The following is a 17,777-nucleotide window of genomic DNA, read 5'->3' as shown; positions in this document are numbered from 1 at the left end:
TCAACGTTCCTTCGTATAGGGCACGCCGCCGGCCTTTGGCGGGATCGCGACACCGATGAAGCCGGCAAGCAGGATGCAGGTGAGGACATAGGGCAGCGCCTGGAAGACCTGGACCGGCACTTCGCCGAGCACCGGCACCTGCTTGCCCTGCATGAAATTCGCCAACGCATCGAGGAAGCCGAAGAGCAGGCAGGCAAACATGACGGGCACCGGTTTCCACTTGGCGAAGACCAGAGCGGCGAGCGCGATATAGCCCTTGCCGGCCGACATGTCCTTGATGAAGGCGGCGGACTGGGCGATCGCCAGATAGGTGCCGGCAAAGCCGCAGAGGATGCCGGCGCACATGACGGCGCGGTAGCGCAGCCAGGCGACCGAGATGCCGGCGGTATCGACTGCACCCGGGTTTTCGCCGACGGCGCGCATCCGCAAGCCGAAGCGGGTGCGGTAAAGCACCCACCAGGAGAAGGGCACGGCGAGAAAGGCGAGATAGGTGAGGATATTGTTGCCCGATATGACGTTGGCATAGAGCGGGCCGAGGATCGGCACGTCACGGAGGGCATCGGCGCCCGGCAGGATGATCGGCGCGAAGCGCGCATCCGGCGGCAGCTGTGGCGTGCGCCCGCCCTGGCCGAACCAGGCCTGGCCGAGCACGATGGTGATGCCGGCGATGAAGAAATTGATCGCCACACCGGAGACGATCTGATTGCCGCGATTGGTGATCGAGGCGAAGCCATGCACCAGGCTGAGCGCCACCGAGCAGACGATGCCGGCACCGAGTCCGAGCCAGGCAGAACCGGTGAGATAGGCCACACAGGCCGCGGCGAAGGCCGAGCCCAGCATCTTGCCTTCAAGACCGATATCGAAAACGCCCGCGCGCTCGGAAAACAATCCCGCCAGCGCCGTAAAGATCAGCGGGATGGAAAGCCGGACCGTCGAGCTTAGGACGTTGATGAAGATGTCATAATAATCCATCGTCCGCTCCTCAAGCTCGCTGGAATTGCTGATAGACGCGCACCATCGCCGGCCGGAACATATATTCCAGCGCACCGGCGAACAGAATGACCAGACCCTGGATGACGAGGATCATTTCACGGGTGATGTTCGGCATTTCGAAGGAGATCCAGTCACCACCCTGATAGAGTGTGCCGAAAAGAATTGCAGCGAAGATGATCCCGAGCGGATGGTTGCGGCCCATCAACGACACGGCGATGCCGACGAAGCCGGCGCCGCCGACAAACTCCACCTGCAAACGAGCGGAAGAGCCCATGACCGGATTGAGCGCCATCATTCCGGCGAGCGCACCGGACAGCAGCATGGCGATGATGACGATGCGGGCATAAGGAATGCCGGCATAGTCCGCCGCCGTCGAGCTCACGCCCAGCGTGCGCATCTCAAAGCCGAGCTTGGTGCGCCAGATGAGGATCCAGACAAACCAGGCGGCAAGAAGTGCGATGATGAAGGAGACGTTGAAGGGTGCGGCACCCAACTTGGCGCCGAAGATGTTCATGACCCAGCCGAGCTTCGGAAGCTGCCCACCTTCGAGGAAAGTCCGAGTTTCCGGCGCCATCTTGCCCGGCACGATCAGCACGTGCACCAGCAGATAGACCATGAGGGCGGCTGCTATGTAATTGAACATGATCGTCGTGATGACGATATGGCTGCCGCGCTTGGCCTGCAGGAAGGCGGGAATGAAGGCCCAGGCCGCACCGAAGATACCGGCGCCGACGATGGCGATCGGCATCGTCACATACCAGGGCACATAATTGTCGAGCGCCAGCGCTACCAGTGCGCAGCCGAGACCGCCGATATAGGCCTGGCCTTCGGAGCCGATGTTGAAGAGGCCGGCATGAATGGCAACTGCCACGGAAAGGCCGGTGAAGATGAAGCTCGTCGCATAATACAGCGTGAAACCGACGCCTTCGCCGCTGCCGAAGGCGCCTTCGATCAGCAGGGAGAGTGCGGCAAGCGGGCTTTCGCCGATCAGCCAGACGACGAAGCCGGAGATCAGGAAGGCGACGATGAGGTTCAAAAGCGGGATCAGGCCGTAGTTGATCCAGTTTGGTAGCGGAACGGAAGCAGTGCTCATAAAGGCCTCACGCGGCAATGCCGGCCATCATCAGGCCGAGGGTCTGTTCACCGGCATCGGGCGTCTTCTCGCCGACCACATGGCCGGCAAACATGACAAGGATACGGTCTGAAAGGGCGCGGATCTCATCGAGTTCGACGGAGACGAGCAGGATCGCCTTGCCCGCATCGCGCATTTCGATGATGCGGCGGTGAATGAATTCGATGGCGCCGATATCGACGCCGCGCGTCGGCTGGCCGATGATCAGCATCTTCGGATCGCGTTCGATCTCGCGGGCGACGACGATCTTCTGCTGATTGCCGCCGGAAAAGTTTGCCGTCTTCAGCCGCGGGTTCGGCGGGCGGATGTCGTATTTTTCGATCTTCTCCATCGCATCCCTGCGGATCGCTTCGAGATCGAGCAGCGGACCTTTGCTGTAGCCCGGACGGCGGTGATAGCCGAGCACGGAATTTTCATATTCCTCGAATTTCAGAACCAGGCCCATGTGGTGGCGGTCCTCGGGAATATGGGCGAGGCCGAGGTCGCGCAGACGGGCGGGATCGGCCTTGTCGATCGTCTGGCCGTCGAGAAGGATTTCGCCGGAGGTGGGTTTGCGGATGCCGGCTATCGCTTCGAGCAATTCGGACTGGCCGTTGCCGGCAACCCCGGCAATGCCGACGATCTCGCCGGCGCGCACGTCGAAGGAGACATTGTCGACCATGGTGACGCCGCGATTGTCCTTGACCGTGAGGTTGCGGACGGAGAGCACGGCAGCGCCTGGATTGGCCTCGCCCTTCTGCACCCGCAGCAGCACACGGCGGCCGACCATCAGCTCGGCGAGTTCTTCCACCGTCGTTTCCGCCGTCTTGCGGGTGGCGACCATCTCGCCGCGGCGCATGACGGAGACCGTATCGGTGATCGCCATGATCTCGCGCAGCTTGTGGGTGATGAGGATGATCGTCTTGCCCTGGTCGCGCAGCACCTTGAGGATGCGGAAGAGGTGATCGGCCTCCGCCGGCGTCAGCACGCCCGTGGGCTCGTCGAGGATCAGGATTTCGGCGCCGCGATACATCGCTTTGAGAATTTCGACGCGCTGCTGCAGCCCGACCGGCAGCTCTTCGATCAACGCGTCCGGATCGACCTCGAGGCCGTATTCCGTTTCCAGCCGCTTGAGCTCGGTGCGGGCCGAGGCGACGCCTCTCGCCAGCAGCGAGCCGCCTTCGGCGCCGAGCATGACATTTTCGAGCACCGTGAAATTGTCGACCAGCATGAAATGCTGGTGCACCATGCCGATGCCGGCGGCGATCGCCGCCTGACTGTCGCGAATGGTGATCGGATTGCCGTTCACGCGGATCTCACCGCTGTCGGCGTGGTAAAAACCGTAAATGATCGACATCAGCGTCGATTTGCCGGCGCCGTTCTCGCCGATGATGCCGTGGATCGTCCCCTTGGCAACGGTGAGGTTGATGTCCTTGTTGGCGTGGACGGCACCGAACTTCTTATCGATGCCGACAAGCTCGATAGCGGGCTTATCTGTCACAGCAGGCTCCAAATAAGAAAAGGGCGTATGGCGAAAATCCCCTCCGCCATACGCCCGATCTCAATCGTCGATTACATCAGGGCGCGGATCACTTCGGGCAAGAATTGTCCGAGGTGTAATCGTGAACCTTGACGGTTCCGGCAATGATATCGGCCTTGGCCTTGTCGACGGCGGCCTGCATTTCCGGCGTGATCAGCGACTTGTTGTTGTCGTCGATCGCGGCGCCAACGCCATCTTCCTTGACGCCGAGCGCCTGAACGCCGCCGGTGAACTTGTCGTTCTTGGTGTCGGTATAGGCGTTGTAAACGGCGAGGTCGACGCGCTTGACCATCGAGGTCAGCACCGAGCCCGGATGCAGATGGTTCTGGTTGGAGTCGACGCCGATCGACAGCTTCTTGTTGTCGGCGGCGGTCTGCAGAACGCCGAGGCCGGTGGCGCCGGCTGCCGCGTAAATGACGTCGGCGCCCTGGTCGATCTGGTTCTTGGTGAGCTCGCCGCCGCGAACCGGGTCATTCCAGGCCGCACCGGTGGTGCCGGTCATGTTCTGGAAAACCTGGATGTCGGCCTTGGCGGCGCGAGCGCCCTGCTCATAGCCGCATTCGAACTTGCGGATCAGCGGAATGTCCATGCCGCCGACGAAGCCGACCTTGCCGGTCTTGGAGGCCATGCCGGCGAGAATACCGACGAGATAGGAGCCTTCTTCTTCCTTGTAGACGACCGAGCGGACGTTCGGCTTGTCGACGACGGAGTCGACGATGATGAACTTGGTGTCGGGGAATTCGGCTGCGACCTTCTCAATGGCCGAAGTCCAGGCGAAGGACACGGCGACCACGGGGTTGAAGCCGCGGCTTGCGAAGTTGCGGATGGCCTGTTCGCCCTGGGTGTCGCCGGTCGGCTCGAAGTCGCGATAGGCAATGCCGGTCTCGGCCTTGAACTTCTCGGCGCCGTTATAGGCCGCTTCGTTGAAAGACTTATCGAACTTCCCGCCAGTGCCGTAAACCAGCGCCGGCTTGACATCGGCGGCAAGCGCCGTCGTCGACATGGCAGCCACGGCAAGAAGAGTGAGAAGGGATTTTTTCATGAGTTGCAGCCCTGTTGTTGCTATTTGTTTGGGGTCCTCCCGCAAGCCCTTTGCGGACATGTCTGCGGAACCACCGACCTCCCCCCGGAGGCCTGGCTGCGCGCATCCTTGCATGGCTCACGGAAAAATTCACCAGAAATTTTTCAGGCGGTAAAGATTTGCAGCAATTGCTGAAAATCAGTTCTGCCGGGCGGATTTTTGGACATCTCGCCGACCGGGATGCGGATTTTTTAGCCGATCCGCTGGCCGTTGCTGAAACCGGGGAAGGGCAAATGCACCCGGTCTTTTGCCGGATCGCACCGGCTCAAACAGCTATGCGGTGAAGCGACCGGCGATCGGCGGCTTCTTGTAGCCGATCATCCAGAGAAGCAGCGCGATCACCAGAAAGACGGCAAAGGCCGGCTGGAGCATCAGCCACTGGAAGATGAAGGCATAGAAGCGGGGATGGATATAGTAGGAAAGCGCAGATTGCAGCGACGTCAGCGTGTCCGGGCTCACATCCTGCCAGGCCTCCGACATCGGCGTCATGACAACGGCGGATGCCGCAACCGACTGGATCGAATCGATGGTCCCGGCAATAACGGCCGCCGCAAGCGCGACAAGACTGGCCAGACGCAACAGGAAACGCATCAACTCCTCCGACGCTTCGATATGCCGGACAATTCCGGCGGACCCGCGCCATTCTCCACCTTGAGAATTACATAGTCATCGATGGGGTGAAGCACAATGGACGGGCGCAAGCGAGTTTTATCGGAAGAAGTCAAAAAACTGTTAGATTTGGGTTGATCGACAAAAATTCATCGGTATATATCGCGCCGTTCCGACGATTTGCTCCTCTCCTGGTGCGAACGCCAAAGGACAGGTGGCCGAGTGGTTTAAGGCGCACGCCTGGAACGCGTGTGTACGTGAAAGCGTACCGAGGGTTCGAATCCCTCCCTGTCCGCCATTTTTCGCATTTTCATCCAACAGATTGAATTTTAAACCTGACTGGACCAATCTTCGTGTCCGTGGCGAATACGGACAATGAGAACATTATCGCCCTCCGCAATTGTATAAACGACGAGATGGGCCTTGAACGGATGAATGCGCATCGGAGGAGAAATTTCATGCCGTTCGCGCGCCATACGGGGATTGGCAGCAATCAGATCAAAAATGGCGTAGAGTTCATCATGGTAGCGCCGAGCGTGCGCTGAGCCAAACAGGCGAATGCCCGTTTCGGCTATGCCGACAATGTCCTCTTCCGCTTCTTCCGTAAGGCGAAAGCCCATCATCAATTGCCGCGAGAGCTTTCCACTCGCGCCCGCGCCGCCTCAAACAGCTCGTCCTTCGACCGCGACCCGACGCCGCCCTTCAAGCCTTCATCGACAAAGCGCTGCATAGCTGCGATCTTGTCGTTTCGCTCCTGATCTTTCCTGATGAGGTCGCGGACATAATCGCTCGCATTGGCATAACGGCCTGTTTTGGTTTGCGCTTCCACCCAATCTTTCATGGGATCGGGCAGCGATACGTTCATGGTCGCCATCGAAGCTCTCCGTTTCATCAAAATTGAGTTGTTTGGCAAAGTTTGTCAACATCGCCTGATCTCCCATAACCTGCGGAAACGAAGGCCCGATCCCCATCGAAGTAAACGCCAGGGTTGATCAGAAAGATTCCTGAATTTTTACCACGCTGCTTCACCGCGTCTTTGCACGTTTGGGTTTACCGTCTGCAAAACTAAAAACAGAGGTAAAACAGGTGGAAGAACTTTCGGTGAAGTCGAAGATCATCAAATCCGTCTATTTCAGCCAGGAAGACGGGCGGCTCAGGATTTGCTTTAGGAATGGCGAGGAGCGGCTGTTCGAGGGCGTTCCCTCTTCGGAAGCCCATGCGATGACGGCGGCGCCGTCTCCCGGCCATTATTACCTCGACCGGATCAGAACCCGGTTTCGCAGGCTGGCGGCCTGAACCGTCGAGGCATGCCGCAGCCGACCTGACCGGTCGTATGGAATCGGCACAGATCCGGTGGATATTAGCCGACCGTTCACCATTGATCTCATCTTGGTTGGATCGCCCCGGCCGGAAGGCGACAAGTTGTCGGCGCTGCCGACTTGAAGATCGGCCAGCCGGGAGGCTCGGCGGCGGACCCCAGCCAGGAAGCCGGGCCTCCCCGTCAATCAGCGTCGAGATAGCAAATTAGGGCTAATCCTGTGAAAAACCGGAATCGTCGCATCCGGACTCGACAAGGCTTCATTAGCATGATTGCATAAACCCATCTAAAGAGGGGGTGACGATGTTCGAGGATCTGCTTGAGATGCAGGAACGCGGCGCACGCGACCGTTCGCTCGGCCGCAGTCTGGCCGACAATCCGATGTCGAAACCGGATGTGCTGCCGATCACCGACCTTCAGGAATGGTTTTCAATGTTCGACGCCTGGCGCTTCGGCTGGTCAATCGAGGACGCGATGGCCGGGCACATCGATATGCCCCGGGACGGCCACGCCGTGCCCCGGAACGGCCGCGCCGTATCCGGGGATGGCCGTGCGGCGTGGCAAGCCTAAACCAGGACGGTCTGATCGACCCTGTCCTCGGTGCCGAAGAATTTCAGGTAACGTTCGACCTCTGCCGGTTCGCCGGTCGCCTTCTGCGGATTGTCTGAGAGCTTCACCGCCGGACGGCCATTGGCATCGCTGACTTTGCAGACGACCGAGATCGGGTTGAGGCCCGAGATTTCGGTCGGGGCGCAGCCGGCAAAATCATTGGTCAGGTTCGTGCCCCAGCCGAAGCTCATCCGCACCCGACCTTCGAAATGCCGGTAGGTATCGATGATGGCGTCGACATCGAGGCCGTCGGAGAAGATCAGCAGCTTCTGGCGCGGATCGCGGCCCATCTTCTTCCACCAGTCGATGATCTTCTCACCGCCTTCGATCGGCGGCGCGCTGTCCGGGCGGAAGCCGGTCCAGTCGGCCACCCATTCCGGCGCGTCGCGCAGGAAGGCCGCAGTGCCAAAGGCATCCGGCAGGACGATCAGAAGGTTGCCGCCATAGAGCTTGTTCCAGTCGCGCAGGATCTTGTAGGGCGCGTTGCGCAGCTGCTCGTCGGTCTGCGCCAGGGCAGCCGCCACCATCGGCAGCTCATGGGCATTGGTGCCCACCGCTTCGAGATCGGAATCCATAGCCAGCAATACATTGCTGGTGCCGGTAAAGGCCGGGCCGATGCCTTCCTTCAGCGCCTCGACGCACCAGCGCTGCCAGAGAAAACTGTGGCGGCGGCGGGTACCGAAATCGGAGATGCGCAAGCCCGGCAGTTCCCTCAGCCGCTCGACCTTCGACCACATCTTCGCCTTGGCGCGGGCATAGAGCACGTCAAGGGTGAAAGGGCCGAGAGCCTTCATCGCCGAGCGCGACCGCAGCTCGTTGACGATCGCGAGCGCCGGGATCTCCCACATCGTGGTTTCCTTCCAGGCCCCATGAAAATCGAGCACATATTGACCGTCCTTCTTCGACAGCTCGTATTCGGGAAGCTGGAAGTTGGAAAGCCAGGCGAGGAACTCCGGCTCGAAAATCTGCGCGCGGCCGTAGAAGCTGTTACCCGCAAGCCAGATCATCTCCTTCTTGGAGAGCCTCAGCGTACGGGCGTGATCCAGCTGTTCACGCAGTTCACCTTCGTCGATCTCCTCGGCGAGGTGGACGCGTTTGGTCCGGTTGATCAGCGTGAAGGAGGCATTGACGTCTGGATAGAGCTTCCAGATCATCTGCAGCATCAGCAGTTTGTAGAAGTCGGTATCGATCAGGCTGCGGATGATCGGGTCGAGCTTCCAAGCGTGATTGTAGACGCGTCTTGCAATATCGGTCTTGGCCATGAATTCCTGCCCCTGTCCAATCCGGTCAGGTGCTGCCAAGTTTGCGGGCCGGCGCACGAAACCGGCTCGTGCGTCTTCTTATCGAAAAATCGGCAGGAAAAGTCCAGACAAAACATAAACATCCCGCCTCGGCATGGCGGCGGGATGGGGAGATCATCTGGAATTGCTCTATTGGGCCGGCGCCGCTGGCTGGGCCGGTGCCGCAGGTGCAGCATTCGGGGCCGGCGCTGTTGCCGGGGTCTCCGTCGGCACGGCATTGCCGTTCTGCGGCGTCGGGGCAGGTGCTGCGTCCGATTGCTGTTGCTGGAGCTGCTGACCGGGCTGCTGCGGCGCCACCTCGTTCGCCTCGCGATTGCCCCAGATCTCGACCGGGATCCAAACGACGAAAGCGAGGATCAGCGCGACGAGCAGCACCGTCAGGATTCGGTATCCCATGCGCCCCTGCTTTGCCTTGACCGGCGGGATCAGCTCTTCCTTGTGAAGCTTGCCGTCGGATTTTTCCCAGCGTGTTTCCGTCTGATGCGCCATCATCGTCTCCTTCCGCTGTCTTAGCGGCCGATCCGGCCGCAAGAAACTGTCGCAGAGAAAACGGTCAGTCGTCTCGAAGGTTCCGGACGCTCAATAGCCGGCGGCGCGGTCGACCACGAATTGCAGCGGCTCACCGCGCTCGAAACGGGCGATCTGCGTCTCGACATGGCGGAACAGCGCGTTCTCTTCGGAGACCGCCGCGTCATGCGGGGTGATGAAGACGTTCTCCAAATCCCATAGCGGGTTGTCTGACGCTAAGGGCTCCACCTCGAAAACATCAAGCGAAGCGCCGCCGAGGATGCCGTCCCGGATGGCCGAGACGATGTCGGCCTCGACCTGGCTGCGGCCGCGGCCGGCATTGATGAACACCGGCCGCCCAAGCGCGCCGTCGCGGCGGAGCTTTTTAAATAGCCCGCTATCATAGAAGCCCGTGGTATCAGGTGTCAGTGGCAAGAGGCCGACGAGAATGTCGGTCTTGGCCAGGAACCCATCCAATTCGCGCGCGTCGAAGGTTTCGACGCCGTCGATCTCTTTGCGGGTACGCGACCAACCGATGACGTTGAAACCCATCACTTTCAGCTTGGCGACCGCGTCCTGCCCAAGCACGCCGAGGCCCATGACGCCGACCGTCACCTCCGCTGCTTCGGGCGCGATCAACTTGGCCCATTCGCCCCGCCGCTGGCTGATATCATGGGCGTATTGCCCGCGCAGATGCATCAGGCATTGCATCACCACCCATTCGCTCATGCGGGTGGTCAGGCTGCGATCGACGAAACGAACGATTGGTATCTCAGGCAGGCCGTCCATGCCGATGATATGGTCGACGCCGGCGCCGCCCGAGAAGATGACCTTGAGGTTCGGCGCCCGGTTGAAAAGATCGGCATCCGGCTTCCAGACAAGCGCGTATTCGGCCGCGCGGAGATCCCGCGTCCGATCGGCCGGATCGGCGAGATTGATGCTGCCGCGGTCGGCAAAAGCCGTTTTCAGCACACGGGCGACGCCTTCGGGATTGAACTTGATGTCGACGAGAACAGGAGAAGGTGCGGACATGATGTTCTTTACTGCTGCACGGCGGGCGTCGGCACCGCCTCGATGTTGAAGGCGGCGGCCATCAGCGCCTTCGTGTAATCGTCCTTCGGAGCAAGGAAGATTTCCGAGGAGGGCCCCTGCTCCACCACCTTGCCGAAACGCATGACGATGACGTCGTTGGCAAGCGCCTTCACCACCTTCAGATCATGGCTGATGAAGAGATAGGCGAGGTCGTGCTTTTTCTGCAGGTCGCGCAGGAGATCGACCACTTGGGCCTGGACGCTCATATCGAGGGCCGAGGTCGGCTCGTCGAGCATGACGAAGCGCGGTTTGAGCACCATGGCGCGGGCAATGGCGATGCGCTGGCGCTGGCCTCCGGAAAATTCATGCGGGTAACGCCACCGGGTCAGAGGGTCGAGACCGACCTCCTCCAGCGCCCAGCAGACGCGCTGGTCGCGCTCTTCGGCGCTCAATGATTGTTCATGCACCTTCAGCCCTTCGGCAATGATATCGCCGACCGACATGCGCGGGCTCAGCGAGCCATAAGGATCCTGGAAGACGATCTGCAGCTGGTTGCGCAGCGGCCGCATCTCGCTGAACGAATAGCCGGCTATATCCTTGCCGACGAATGCGATCCGTCCTTGCGAGGAGATCAGCCGCGTCAGCGCCAGGCCGAGTGTCGTCTTGCCGGAACCGGACTCGCCGACGACGCCGAGCGTCTGCCCGGCGCGCAGCGAAAGATCGATGCCGTCGACTGCCTTGACGTGGTCGACGACACGGCGCATCAGCCCCGCCTTGATCGGGAACCAGACGCGAATGTCGGAACCTTCCATCACCACCGGCTTCGACGGATCGGCAAGGGGCGGTTCGCCGCGCGGCTCGGAGGCAAGGAGGTGCCGGGTATAATCGTGCTTCGGATTGGCGAAGACCTCCTCCACGGTTCCGGTTTCGACGATCCTCCCCTTGGTCATCACGCAGACGCGATCGGCGAATTTGCGCACGATGCCGAGATCATGGGTGATGAACAGCAGCGACATGCCGTGCGCCGCCTTCAATTGCCGCAGCAGTTCGAGGATCTGCGCCTGCACGGTGACGTCGAGCGCCGTGGTCGGCTCGTCGGCGATCAGCAATTCCGGCCGGTTGGCGAGCGCCATGGCGATCATGACGCGCTGGCGCTGGCCGCCGGATAGTTCGTGCGGATAGGCCTTCAACCGCTTCTCCGGCTCGCGGATGCCGACCTGGTTCAACAGTTCCAGCACGCGCTGGCGCGCCGGCTGGCCGGTGATGCCCTGGTGCAGGGCGAGGATTTCGGCGATCTGCTTCTCGATCGTATGAAGCGGATTGAGCGAGGTCATCGGCTCCTGGAAGATCATGGTGATGTCGTTGCCGCGCACCTCCCGCAACGCCCGCTCCGACGCCTTCAAGAGGTCCTTGCCCTTGAACAGGATTTCGCCGGAGGGATGGCTCGCGGAGGGATAGGGCAAAAGCTTCAGGATCGAATTGGCCGAGACCGACTTGCCGGAACCGGATTCGCCGACCAGTGCCACGACCTCGCCCTTGGCGATATCGAAGGAGATGCGATCGACGGCAAGCGAGGTTTCGCCGCCCTGATGAAAGGCAACCGAGAGATCGCGGACGGAAAGGAGCGGTTCTGTCATGTCATTCATTGAAACGTCTTCCTCGGGTCGAAGGCGTCGCGCACGGCTTCGCCGATGAAGATCAGCAGGGACAGCATGATCGACATGGCGAAGAAGGCCGTCAGCCCGAGCCATGGCGCCTGCAGGTTGGTCTTGCCCTGGGCGATCATCTCGCCGAGCGAGGGGGAGCCCGGCGGCATGCCGAAGCCCAGGAAATCGAGCGAGGTCAGCGTCGTGATCGAGCCGGAGAGGATGAAGGGCAGGAAGGTCAGCGTCGCGACCATGGCGTTCGGCAGCAGATGGCGCCACATGATGGTGCGGTTGTTGACGCCAAGGGCGCGGGCGGCGCGCACATATTCGAAATTGCGGGCGCGCAGGAATTCGGCGCGCACGACGCCGACGAAGCCGACCCAGGAAAAGAGCAGCATGATGCCGAGCAGCACGAAGAAGCCGGGCGGCAGGATGGCGGCGATGATCAGCAGGATGTAAAGCACCGGCATTGACGACCAGATCTCGATCAAGCGCTGCAGCAAAAGATCGGTCCAGCCGCCGAAATAACCCTGAACCGCGCCGGCCGTCACGCCGATGATTGCCGAGCAGATGGTCAGCGCCAGGCCGAAGAGCACCGATATGCGGAAGCCGTAGATGACGCGGGCGAGCACGTCTCGGGCCTGATCGTCGGTGCCGAGCCAGTTGAGATTGCCGAGCGTGCAGGCGGGATCGTTCACCCCTTCAGGATAGCCGGAGCAGCGCTCCTCCTTGGTCATCAGCCAGAAAGGAGCGGTCGGCGCCGAATGCGGGATGTTGGAGTTGACCGAGCGGTAGGAATAACGCACCGGCGGCCAGATCATCCAGCCATTGGCGTTGATCTCGTCTGCGATCACCGAGGAACGGTAATCAGTTTCGGCAAGGAAGCCGCCGAACTTCTCCTCGGGATAGTCGATCAGCACCGGAAACAGGATCTCACCCTTGTAGGAGGCGACGATCGGCCGGTCGTTGGCGAGGAACTCGGCGAAGAGACTGAGCACGAAGAGCAGCAGGAACAGCCACAGCGACCAGTAACCGCGGCCGTTCGCCCGGAAATTCTTCCAGCGGCGGATATTGGTCGGCGACAGCAGGCCCTTGCGCGGCGGCTTGACCGGGGTTGCAGTGACGGGATTTGCGGCAGCGTCCATCAGACATCCCTCCGCTCGAAATCGATGCGCGGATCGATCCAGGTGTAGATCAGGTCGGAGATCAGGCTGACGAAAAGGCCGAGCAGCGAGAAGATGTAGAGTGTCGCGAAGACGATCGGATAATCCCGGTTGACCACCGAGAGATAGCCGAGGCGGCCGAGACCATCGAGCGAGAAGATATTCTCGATCAGCAGCGAGCCGGTGAAGAAGGCGGAGATGAAGGCGCCTGGAAAACCGGCGATGATGATCAGCATGGCATTGCGGAACACATGGCCGTAAAGCACCTGCCGCTCGTTCAGGCCCTTGGCACGGGCGGTGACGACATATTGCTTCTTGATCTCCTCGATGAAGGAATTTTTGGTGAGCAGCGTCGTTGTGGCGAAAGCGGCAAGCGAAAGCGAGATCAGCGGCAAAGTGAGGTGCCAGAAATAATCGAGCGGCTTCTGCCACCAGGCGAGCTGGTCGAAATTGTCGGAGACGAGTCCCCGCAGCGGGAACCAGTCGTAAAACGAGCCGCCGGCGAAAAGCACGATCAGCAGGATGCCGAAGAGAAAGCTCGGCACGGCGTAACCGACGACGATGACGCCCGACGTCCAGACATCGAAGGTCGACCCGTCCTTGACCGCCTTGCGAATGCCGAGCGGGATGGAGATGGCGTAGGAGAAGATCAGGATCCAGATGCCGAGCGAGATCGACACTGGCAGCTTCTCCTTGATGAGGTCGAGCACTGAGGTGTTGCGGAAGAAGCTCTCGCCGAAATCGAAGCGGATGTAATTCCACATCATTTCGCCAAAGCGCATCAGCGGCGGCTTGTCGAAACCGAACTGTTTTTCGAGCTTGGCGATCAGTTCCGGATCGAGCCCCTGGGCGCCGCGATATCTGGAGCCTTCGTCCCCTCCTCCATCGCCCATCAGGTCGCTGCCTCCCGACAGGCGCTGGTCGGCGCCATCGGCCTGGCCGGTCAATTGCGCGATCACCTGCTCGACCGGACCGCCGGGGGCGAATTGCACGACGATGAAAGAGATCGCCATGATGCCGATAATGGTCGGAATCATCAAAAGCAGGCGGCGAATGACATAGGCGCCCATCAGCCTTCAGCCTCCGGAAATCTTCTTCTTGTCTGCCTGCCGTCCAGTCTAATGCCGCTCAATCCGCCAGCCTTCCCTTGCCGGCCCTGCCGGCTTTCCGTGATTCGCTCGTGCCATTTGGAGCCCAGAGCCCCAGCATTGCAAGCCCGCTCATTTTGCCGAGGCTGACCACCAGACATCGGGGAAGCCAAGGCTGTAAGCCGGGAATTCGGCCGGATGGGTAATCGTGTTCCAATAGACGATGTTCTGGGTACCGCGATAGAACAGCGGAATGACGTAGTGGTTTGCAAGCAGGACCCTGTCCATCGCCTTGATTGCCGCGAGCTGTTCATCGCGGTTCGGCGCGAAGATGATCATGCGGATGAGTTCGTCGACCGCCGGATTGGCGATGCCGGCATAATTTTGGGAGCCTTGCTGGTTCACCGAGCCGGATCCCCAATAGTCGGCCTGCTCGTTGCCGGGGTTCATCGACTGCGCCCAGACATTCCAGATCATATCGTAGTCGAAGCTGCGTTCGCGGTTGACAGCTTGCGACGCATCGACTGTCCGCACGCGCGCATCTATACCGATTTTCTTGAGATTGTTGGCATAAGGGACCGCCCAGCGCTCCAACATGGGGCTCGACAACAGTATCTCAAAGCTCATCGGCTGGCCGGTCTTGGTATTGACCATGCGATTGCTCTTGATCTCCCAGCCAGCGTCTTTCAGCAGTGCAATCGCCTTTCGAAGGTTGTCGCGGCTTTTCTGCGGGTCACCGCCGACGGGATTGGTGTAAGGCGTCGTGAAGACCTCGGGCGGAACCTTGTCCTTCATGCCCTGCAATATTTCCAGTTCACGTCCCTGCGGCAGGCCGGTGGAGGCGAGTTCGGTGTTCCAGAAGTAGCTGTCGATGCGCTTGTAGCTGTTGAAGGCAACCGTGCGGTTCAGCTCCTCAAAATCGAAACCGTAATTCAGCGCCTGGCGGACCCTGATGTCCTTGAACAGGTCGCGCCGCATGTTGGGCACGAGCGCCTGCAGGATGCCGGTGGAGCGCAGCGGATTTTTGACTTCCTCCTTCTTGACGCGTCCTTCCTTCACTGCAGGGAAATCATATCCCGTCGCCCAGCGGGCAGCTGTGGTTTCCTGCCAATAGTCGCTGTTGCCGGCGCGAAAGGCCTCGAATTCGACGTCCCGATCACCGAAATAGGTGTAGATGACGTTGCGGAAATTGTTCTGGCCGACATTCACATTGAGATCCTTGCCCCAATAGTCGTCGCGCAGTTCATAACGGATCGTCGCTCCGGGCGAGAAGGATGCAATCTTATAAGGTCCAGACCCCATTACGGGCTCGAGCGTCGTCTTTGAAATATCGCGGGGCTTGCCGTCCGATCCCTGCCCCTCCCACCAATGTTTCGGCACGACAACCAACTGGCCGAGAATATTCGGAAGCTCGCGGTTGTTCTTCTCGTCGAAAGTGAAGGTGACGTCGCGATCGCCGGTTTTTTCGGCCTTTACCACGTGCCGATAGTAGTTCGCGGTGACGGGATTGAGCTCCTTGGTCTTATCCAGGCTGAAGATGACATCCTCGGGCGTGACCGGCTGCCCGTCCGCCCATTTTGCCTCCCTGCGCAGGCGAAAGGTCGCACTCGAAACATCGGCGGGGAAGGACAGCCCTTCGGCAAGCAGGCCATAGGACACAAGCAGCTCGTCATCAGCGGGCTTCATCAAGGTGTCGTATACGAGCGACAGGCCTACCGCCGTCTGGCCTTTGGCCAGCAGCGGGTTGAAGGTGTCGAAGGCGCCGCTTGCGGAAAGGCGCAGGTCGCCGCCTTTCGGAGCATTGGGGTTGACGTAATCGAAATGGGCGAAGCCCGGCTTGTATTTCATCTCGCTGATGACCGAGCTTCCTATCTGGAACGGCTGCTCCTCAGCCGCTGCCGTCAACGGCACCAGGGGCCCCGCAAGCGATAGAAACAATCCGATCTTCGACCACAGAGCCATTCACACTTTCCCCTGAATATTGATGGATTCGACAATACGAGAAATAGGGGCGAAAAACAGGAAAGAGTTTGGTTTTTGCCGGGCTAGCGAAATTTTGAGACCGCCAGCTCCTGTCCAAGGGCGGCTTCGGCGGCGCTGCGGCGATCCGTCACCGGTTCCTCCTGCGCCTGTCCGCCAAATCATCGATTCACCAAAATCGCTTTTCACGATAGATTCCAGCGCAAATCACTTCGGCATCGACTCAAGGGAACAGCATGGCATTCGGCTTCGCTCAGACTTTCAGGACATTCGGCAGACTGGCGCTCGCCGGCGCAATCGGCGCAGGCCTTGCCGCCGGCGACGTCGGCGCCGAGCAGAAGACGCCAAGCCCGGGCAGCGCCAAGGCGCTATTCGCAGGCGCCAGCCTGCCGACGCAGGGGCCGGCGCAGCCGATCGGCTTTTATGCCAAGGGCTGCATGACCGGCGCTGTGGCGCTGCCGACCGACGGGCCGACCTGGCAGGCGATGCGGCTTTCGCGCAACCGCCGCTGGGGCAATCCCGCGATGATCGCGCTCTTGGAACGGTTTTCGCAGGATGCGGTCAACTATGCCGGCTGGCCGGGCATTCTCGTCGGCGACATCGCCCAGCCGCGCGGCGGGCCGATGCTCAACGGCCATTCCTCGCACCAGATCGGCCTCGATGCCGATATATGGTTCACGCCGATGCCGGCGCGCCGCCTGACGGCCGAGGAGCGCGAGAACCTGCCTTTCACCACCATGCTGCAAAAGAACAAGTTCCTGACCGTCAATCCCAAAGTATGGACGGAATCGCGGGCGCGGCTCTTGATGCTGGCGGCAAGCTATCCCCAGGTGGAGCGCATTTTCGTCAATCCCGCCATCAAGAAAAAGATGTGCGACACCTGGACGGGCGATCGCACCAACCTCGGCAAGCTCCGGCCGATATACGGCCATGACTCGCATTTTCACATCCGTATGAAGTGCCCGCCCGGTGCAGCCGGATGCACCCCGCAAGCAGCCGTCGCCGCGGGAGACGGCTGCGACAAGTCGCTCGCTTATTGGTTCACGCCGGCGCCTTGGGCGCCGCCGAAACCGCCAAAACCCGACGCCAAGCCGCCGAAGCCGCCGCGCGAGATGATGGTCTCCGACATGCCGAAGGCCTGCGCCGCCGTGCTCGACGCCGCTTCCGTCACCTCGATGCAGGCCGCCACCTACGGCGGACCTTCCGCCGCGGGCGGACCTTCTGCCGCGAGCGCGCTTGCCGCCGCGCCGGCGGCGGCGCCGGCCGCCGACGATGACGACGGAGAACTGCCCGATGTCGGCCCGGTTCCGAACGACAAGCCGGTGGTCCAATGAGGAGCGCCCGGCGCTGTCTTTCAAATCGCAAATTCTTGGTATAGAAGCGGTCAAATCGATTGAATTATTGGGTCGGAGGGATTGATGGCCGGCGGCAAATGCCTCGCATTGATTGCGCATGATCAGAAGAAGGACGACATGGCCGCGTTCGCCCGCGCCAATAAGGACCTTCTCTCGCGCTGGAAGATCGTCGCCACCGGCACGACCGGCGGGCGGGTGCTCGATGCCGTGCCCGACCTCGACGTCGTCAGGCTGAAAAGCGGGCCGCTTGGGGGCGACCAGCAGATCGGCGCGCTGATTTCGACCGGTGAGGTGGATGCCTTGATCTTCTTCGTCGACCCGCTGACGCCGATGCCGCATGATGTCGACGTGAAGGCGCTGATGCGGCTGGCGATCGTCTACGACATTCCGATGGCTCTCAACCATGCGACCGCTATAAAGCTCCTTCCCACCCTCGAAGCCTGA

The 17,777-nt window shown here is 60.8% G+C and carries 20 protein-coding genes and 1 tRNA gene; 6 read left to right on the top strand and 15 right to left on the bottom strand.

Features of this window, described 5'->3' with window-relative positions; translation table 11 throughout:
* The 4 genes from CO671_RS24930 to CO671_RS24915 form a co-directional block, all read right to left on the bottom strand.
* The gene (locus tag CO671_RS24930) at positions 1–972 is read right to left on the bottom strand and encodes an ABC transporter permease (RefSeq protein ID WP_097608129.1); all 972 of its coding nucleotides are present in this window, start codon (positions 970–972) and stop codon (positions 1–3) included.
* A 10-nt stretch (positions 973–982) separates the two neighbouring features.
* Positions 983–2,086 (bottom strand): ABC transporter permease, encoded by a 1,104-nt coding sequence (locus CO671_RS24925; protein ID WP_097608128.1) that lies wholly within the window; start codon positions 2,084–2,086, stop codon positions 983–985.
* A 7-nt stretch (positions 2,087–2,093) separates the two neighbouring features.
* Complete coding sequence (locus tag CO671_RS24920; protein WP_097608127.1) at positions 2,094–3,605, bottom strand: ABC transporter ATP-binding protein; 1,512 nt, start codon at positions 3,603–3,605, stop codon at positions 2,094–2,096.
* 88 nt (positions 3,606–3,693) lie between these two features.
* The gene (locus CO671_RS24915; protein WP_064693372.1) at positions 3,694–4,686 is read right to left on the bottom strand and encodes a BMP family ABC transporter substrate-binding protein; all 993 of its coding nucleotides are present in this window, start codon (positions 4,684–4,686) and stop codon (positions 3,694–3,696) included.
* Between the two features lie 158 nt (positions 4,687–4,844).
* On the opposite strand from CO671_RS24915, the gene CO671_RS33850 reads away from it, so the two are divergent.
* Entirely contained in the window at positions 4,845–5,009 is a 165-nt protein-coding gene (locus CO671_RS33850) for a hypothetical protein (RefSeq protein WP_170965047.1), read from the top strand.
* Here CO671_RS33850 and CO671_RS24910 read toward each other — a convergent pair.
* Positions 4,999–5,316 (bottom strand): hypothetical protein, encoded by a 318-nt coding sequence (locus tag CO671_RS24910; RefSeq protein WP_038686170.1) that lies wholly within the window; start codon positions 5,314–5,316, stop codon positions 4,999–5,001. The genes CO671_RS33850 and CO671_RS24910 overlap by 11 nt on opposite strands.
* 226 nt (positions 5,317–5,542) lie before the next feature.
* Between CO671_RS24910 and CO671_RS24905 the strand changes: the two genes are divergently transcribed.
* Positions 5,543–5,632: transfer RNA gene (locus CO671_RS24905), tRNA-Ser, on the top strand.
* A gap of 31 nt (positions 5,633–5,663) precedes the next feature.
* On the opposite strand, the gene CO671_RS24900 is transcribed toward CO671_RS24905, so the two are convergent.
* Positions 5,664–5,954 carry a type II toxin-antitoxin system RelE/ParE family toxin gene (locus tag CO671_RS24900; RefSeq protein ID WP_097608126.1) on the bottom strand — a complete coding sequence of 97 codons (291 nt, stop codon included), beginning with the start codon at positions 5,952–5,954 and terminating at the stop codon, positions 5,664–5,666.
* 2 nt (positions 5,955–5,956) lie between these two features.
* Positions 5,957–6,208, bottom strand: a complete 252-nt coding sequence (locus CO671_RS24895) for a type II toxin-antitoxin system ParD family antitoxin (RefSeq protein ID WP_010026828.1) — start codon at positions 6,206–6,208, stop codon at positions 5,957–5,959.
* Positions 6,209–6,420: 212 nt separating this feature from the next.
* Between CO671_RS24895 and CO671_RS24890 the strand changes: the two genes are divergently transcribed.
* Both CO671_RS24890 and CO671_RS24885 read left to right on the top strand, forming a co-directional pair.
* Positions 6,421–6,630, top strand: coding sequence for a KTSC domain-containing protein (locus CO671_RS24890; protein ID WP_009994618.1), 210 nt, complete (start codon positions 6,421–6,423; stop codon positions 6,628–6,630).
* 325 nt (positions 6,631–6,955) lie between these two features.
* A complete protein-coding gene (locus CO671_RS24885) occupies positions 6,956–7,222 on the top strand; it encodes a CrpP-related protein (RefSeq protein ID WP_097608125.1) in 267 nt (88 codons plus the stop codon).
* On the opposite strand, the gene pncB is transcribed toward CO671_RS24885, so the two are convergent.
* The 8 genes from pncB to CO671_RS33440 all read right to left on the bottom strand — a co-directional run bounded on the left by pncB (position 7,219) and on the right by CO671_RS33440 (position 16,167).
* A complete protein-coding gene (gene pncB, locus CO671_RS24880) occupies positions 7,219–8,523 on the bottom strand; it encodes a nicotinate phosphoribosyltransferase (protein ID WP_004673542.1) in 1,305 nt (434 codons plus the stop codon). The genes CO671_RS24885 and pncB overlap by 4 nt on opposite strands.
* A gap of 168 nt (positions 8,524–8,691) precedes the next feature.
* The gene (locus CO671_RS24875) at positions 8,692–9,054 is read right to left on the bottom strand and encodes a hypothetical protein (protein WP_097608124.1); all 363 of its coding nucleotides are present in this window, start codon (positions 9,052–9,054) and stop codon (positions 8,692–8,694) included.
* Positions 9,055–9,141: 87 nt separating this feature from the next.
* Positions 9,142–10,101 (bottom strand): glyoxylate/hydroxypyruvate reductase A, encoded by a 960-nt coding sequence (locus CO671_RS24870; protein WP_097608123.1) that lies wholly within the window; start codon positions 10,099–10,101, stop codon positions 9,142–9,144.
* A gap of 8 nt (positions 10,102–10,109) precedes the next feature.
* A complete protein-coding gene (locus CO671_RS24865; protein WP_097608122.1) occupies positions 10,110–11,747 on the bottom strand; it encodes an ABC transporter ATP-binding protein in 1,638 nt (545 codons plus the stop codon).
* Entirely contained in the window at positions 11,744–12,892 is a 1,149-nt protein-coding gene (locus CO671_RS24860; protein WP_097608121.1) for an ABC transporter permease, read from the bottom strand. Before CO671_RS24860 ends, CO671_RS24865 begins: the two co-directional genes overlap by 4 nt.
* Positions 12,892–13,980 carry a microcin C ABC transporter permease YejB gene (locus CO671_RS24855; protein ID WP_097608120.1) on the bottom strand — a complete coding sequence of 363 codons (1,089 nt, stop codon included), beginning with the start codon at positions 13,978–13,980 and terminating at the stop codon, positions 12,892–12,894. Before CO671_RS24855 ends, CO671_RS24860 begins: the two co-directional genes overlap by 1 nt.
* 150 nt (positions 13,981–14,130) lie before the next feature.
* Positions 14,131–15,960, bottom strand: a complete 1,830-nt coding sequence (locus tag CO671_RS24850; RefSeq protein ID WP_097608119.1) for an extracellular solute-binding protein — start codon at positions 15,958–15,960, stop codon at positions 14,131–14,133.
* The gene (locus tag CO671_RS33440) at positions 15,961–16,167 is read right to left on the bottom strand and encodes a hypothetical protein (RefSeq protein ID WP_141514488.1); all 207 of its coding nucleotides are present in this window, start codon (positions 16,165–16,167) and stop codon (positions 15,961–15,963) included.
* A 47-nt stretch (positions 16,168–16,214) separates the two neighbouring features.
* On the opposite strand from CO671_RS33440, the gene mepA reads away from it, so the two are divergent.
* Both mepA and CO671_RS24840 read left to right on the top strand, forming a co-directional pair.
* Positions 16,215–17,312: a penicillin-insensitive murein endopeptidase gene (gene mepA / locus CO671_RS24845; protein ID WP_097608118.1), complete on the top strand. Its 1,098-nt coding sequence runs from the start codon at positions 16,215–16,217 to the stop codon at positions 17,310–17,312.
* Positions 17,313–17,396: 84 nt separating this feature from the next.
* Positions 17,397–17,777 carry a methylglyoxal synthase gene (locus CO671_RS24840; protein WP_097581316.1) on the top strand — a complete coding sequence of 127 codons (381 nt, stop codon included), beginning with the start codon at positions 17,397–17,399 and terminating at the stop codon, positions 17,775–17,777.

This window comes from Rhizobium sp. M10 (assembly GCF_002531955.1).
In the GTDB taxonomy this organism is placed as follows: Bacteria; Pseudomonadota; Alphaproteobacteria; order Rhizobiales; family Rhizobiaceae; genus Rhizobium; species Rhizobium etli_C.
The sequence above is the reverse complement of the archived record's forward strand: the minus strand, read 5'-3'. Positions and strand labels throughout refer to the sequence as shown.